The organism is Planctomycetaceae bacterium, assembly GCA_041398785.1.
Taxonomy (GTDB): Bacteria; Planctomycetota; Planctomycetia; order Planctomycetales; family Planctomycetaceae; genus JAWKUA01.
Genome location: JAWKUA010000060.1, coordinates 1 through 4,106, shown reverse-complemented (window position 1 = coordinate 4,106; position 4,106 = coordinate 1). Strand labels below are relative to the sequence as shown.

2 protein-coding genes are annotated in these 4,106 nt (G+C 59.9%); both read right to left on the bottom strand.

Features of this window, described 5'->3' with window-relative positions; translation table 11 throughout:
* Positions 1–1,341: DUF1501 domain-containing protein (locus R3C19_27335; protein ID MEZ6064076.1), on the bottom strand; the 1,341-nt coding region annotated here is incomplete at its 3' end.
* A gap of 13 nt (positions 1,342–1,354) precedes the next feature.
* The coding region (locus tag R3C19_27330) for a DUF1549 and DUF1553 domain-containing protein (protein ID MEZ6064075.1) at positions 1,355–4,106 on the bottom strand (2,752 nt) is incomplete at its 5' end.

Below are 4,106 nucleotides of genomic sequence, written 5' to 3'. Positions count from 1 at the left end.
AAGGGACATGAGAGTCGCCTGATAGTCGTTCGGCGTCACCACGTTTTCGACGGCGCGGTGGCCGAATTCGTCTGTGTTGCCGTAGGTCATGCCGCCTTTGATTCCGCCGCCGGCCAGCCAGATGCTGAAGCCCTGACCGTTGTGATCGCGTCCGGCGGCTCCGGATTCCAGCGTCTGAGTCACAGGCAGACGACCGATTTCTCCGCCCCAGTGAACAATGGTCGAATCCAGCAGTCCTCGCTGCTTCAGGTCGGTCACCAGACCCGCTGCCGGCTGGTCGACTCGTTTGCACACTGCGGGCAGAGCCGTCTGGATATTGCCATGATTGTCCCACGGCTGTCCGCCAAGAAACAGCTGCACGAAACGAACTCCGCGTTCGACCAGTCGCCGAGCAATCAGGCAGCGCGTGCCGTATTCGCGAGTTGCATCCTGATCAATGCCGTACAGCTTCTGCGTGGCCTGAGTTTCCTGGCTGATATCCAGCGCATCCGTGGCGGCGGTCTGCATTCTGGCAGCCAGTTCGTAGCTGGCGATGCGAGCTTCCAGGTCGCCGTCGCCTCCGGCCTGTTGCAGATGTCGAGCATTCAGTTTTCTGAGCAGGTCCAGATTCTGCCGCTGCAGAGTTCCCTGCAGGTGAGCCGGCGCGGCGAGATTCAGAATGCGCGGCTCCTTGGGTCTCAGCACCGTTCCCTGAAACAGCGGCGGCATGAAACCGTTGGACCAGTTGTTGACGCCGTCGACGGGATGCCCACCCGGATCGGTCAGCACCATATATGCCGGCAGGTCCTGAGTTTCCGATCCCAGAGCGTACAGCAGCCACGACGCAAAGTGCGGCCGTCCCAGAATCGCAGGAACGCCGCCGTGAAAGTAACGGATCGAAACTTCGTGCCCGTTGGCTCCGGTGTGCATGCTGCGAATCAGGCAGATGTCATCGACGATACCGGCGGTGTGCGGCAGCAGTTCGGAAAGTTCGGTTCCGCACTGACCGTGTTTTCGAAACCGAAACGGGCTGCCGAACAGCTTCTTGCTGGCCTGATTCACAAAGCTGAACTGGATGTCTTCGCTGTATTCCGTGCCGTCGTATTTCGTCAGTTGCGGTTTCGGATCGGTCAGGTCCATATGAGCCGGACCGCCGTGCTGAAACAGCGAAATCATCGCCCGAGCCTGTGATTCGACCCTCGGCGTTCGCAGCTTCAGGTCGGTGACGGGCTTCTGTTTCACAACCGGCGGCACAGCGCTGGCGGATTCCTGCTGAAGCATCCAGGCCAGCGCAACCGAGCCGAAGCCCATGGCGTGGTTCTGCAGGAACGCTCGACGCGAAAACGATTCTGATGTCGTCATGGTTTCCATCCTGTCACTTCACGTAGAGAAACTCATTGGATGTCATCAGCACCTGGCAGAAGTCCGTCAGCGCCTGCTGAAATTCGGTGACGCCCGACGGCAACTGATTTCTGTTGGCCTGCAGGTATTTGATCTGGTCAGAAAGGAATGCTATCGATGTGGCCAGCTCATCGGATTCCGGAGCTCGACAGTAAGCAAGCTGCCACGCCTTCACGGCCTGTCCGGCCAGCAGCTCCGGCGATTCGCCGGGACCGTGAAAGCCGGCGGCCGATTCAAACGACTGAGTTTCTCCGTTGGTGGCCGTGAAGGAAATCGTCACGGGCCACTGGAAAGAATCCGATGTCTGGTTGGTGATACAGTCGACGACGAAGTCGATCGTGTCGTCGGCTTCGACCGTCGTTGCGGAAACGGGAGTGTCGACCTTGCCGTTGAAGCATGTCCAGTCGGCCAGCGACCCGTTGCCGGTTTCGGACACAGCCGCTCGGCTGCTGACCACTCGTCCTCGAACACCATCGCCGTTCGGACTGCCGTGCTGCAGCGAACCGGCGATCGTCAGCGTTCCCGAAGCCGGGGCCACCCAGCGACGAATCACGGCTCGTTCCGGCACATCCGGATGACCGCCGGCAGCATTCAGCAGCACCCATCCGAACTGGGGATCGGGCAGAGCAGTCCCGGCCTGCCATTGCGACCCGGTGAAATGAGCCAGCGGAGTGAAGTTTGATGTCTGTCGCGTCTGTTCGTTATACGTTCCGAAGCCAAACTGCCACGGGCTTTTCGCAGCTTCCGGAAGCTCCGGCAGCCCGGCAAGCTGATCGGCCGCAAGTGCTTCGGCTTCCGCTCGGCAGCGTCCCGCAAGGTTAGCAGCGTGGTTCAGCACGGAACTGGAATTCATCAGCATCAGCGACTGCGTGGCCACGGTCGAAACCGGACGAATCTCGCAGTTCACTTCCATCACCGGAGCATCAAAAGCCTGCAGCATGGCCACCGGCTGAGATCGCCGAACCTTGACGTACAGACTTCGGCGAGTTTCGTTGTCGTCAATGACCACCTGCCCGGCGTCGTCTTCCGCTACAGGAGCCGGACGACCGAACATCTGCGAACTCAGGCGACCCGTCGTCGCCAGCATGCGGTCACGCACCAGTTCGGCGTCCAGTCGAGCAATCGCCTGACGCGAATAGTACTGGTTGTCGGGATCCATCGACGTGTGCATCGCCGTTTTGACGGACGATTGACGCCACGCGGTGGACGACAGAATCACGCGATGCATGTGCTTGACGCTCCAGCCGTGCTGCATGAATTCTTCGGCCAGCCAGTCCAGCAGTTCGGGGTGAGTGGGATCTGTCCCCAGCCGCCCGAATTCTCCTGGAGTCGGCACGATGCCTTTTCCGAAGTGATGCAGCCAGATGCGATTCACCAACACTCGCGCGACCAGCGGGTTGTCTTTGCCGGTCAGCCATTTGGCAAAGGCCAGCCGACGCCCGGAAGTCGGCAGCGCGTCATTGTTGACCGGAAACTCCACACGAGCGTCTTCCGGACACGCGACTGTCAGCGCGGCAGGCGTCATGACGGTTGTCGGTTGCTGAAAATCGCCCCGATGAAACAGATGAGTTTCCGGCAGATGTCCTTCCGGTTCGGTGAGTACTGCCAGGAACTCTTCCGGCGGCTTCTTACCGCGAACTTCAGCAATGCGGGCGTCGTATTTCTTCAGATCTTCAGCGGCCTGAGGCAGGTACTGGTACAGAACTCCCGGAGTGATCTTCACGCTGGGATTCTGATCCAGCAGTGCGGCCTGTTCGGGAGTGCGTTTGTCGGCTGCCGTTTCGTACGCCGTTTTCAGTTGTGATCTCAGCGGTTCCGCATACTTCTGAAGTTCCTTTTCCAGCGCCTGAGCCATGTATTCCGTTTGTTTGGCGGATCGCTCTTCGCCGATCTTTGCGGCTTCCGCTTCGATTTCCGCGGCCTTCTGTCGTTCGGCTTCGGTGTACAGTGAAACCATTCGCTGCGAAGGCACTTTCCAGTTCTGCCAGTCCATCGCCGGAGCAAACACGGCTCGCATCGCGTAGTAGTCCGTTTGCGGAATCGGGTCATAGCGATGGTCGTGGCACTGAGCACAGCCGACGCTGAGTCCCAGCAGCGACGTGCTGACAATCTTGATCGTGTCACTGATGACCTGATTTCGGCCCGTGGGATTGTCTTCGCCGCTGCCGGTTCCATCGGCCGCCATTCGCAGGTATCCCGTCGCGGCCAGAAGTTCGATCTGTTCCTGAGTCAGGTCGCCCTCACGAGGCCCCGCCAGTTCGTCACCGGCCAGCTGTTCGGTGATGAACTGATCGAAAGGCTTGTCCTGGTTGAACGACCGAATCACGTAGTCGCGATACTTCCATGCCCACGGTCGTTCCGGATCGTTGACGGTGTAGCCGTCCGAATCTGCATAGCCCGCGACGTCCAGCCAGTGCCGCGCCCAGCGCTCGCCGTAGCGTTCCGACGCCAGCAGCGATTCGATCAGTTCGGAATACCAGTCTCCGGACGGATGATCGGTCCACGTGCGGATGTCTTCTTCACTCGGTGGCAACCCGGTCAGGTCGAAGTATGTTCGCAAAATCAGAGTCTGACGGTCGGCATCGTCAGCGAACGTCAGCCCTTCCGGCATCTCCGACAACAGAAACGAATCGATCGCCGTTCGCACGCGGTCCCGCTGATCGTCGCGAACAGCCGGCACTTCAGGACGGTGAATCGGTCGAAACGCCCAGTACTCGCGTTCTTCC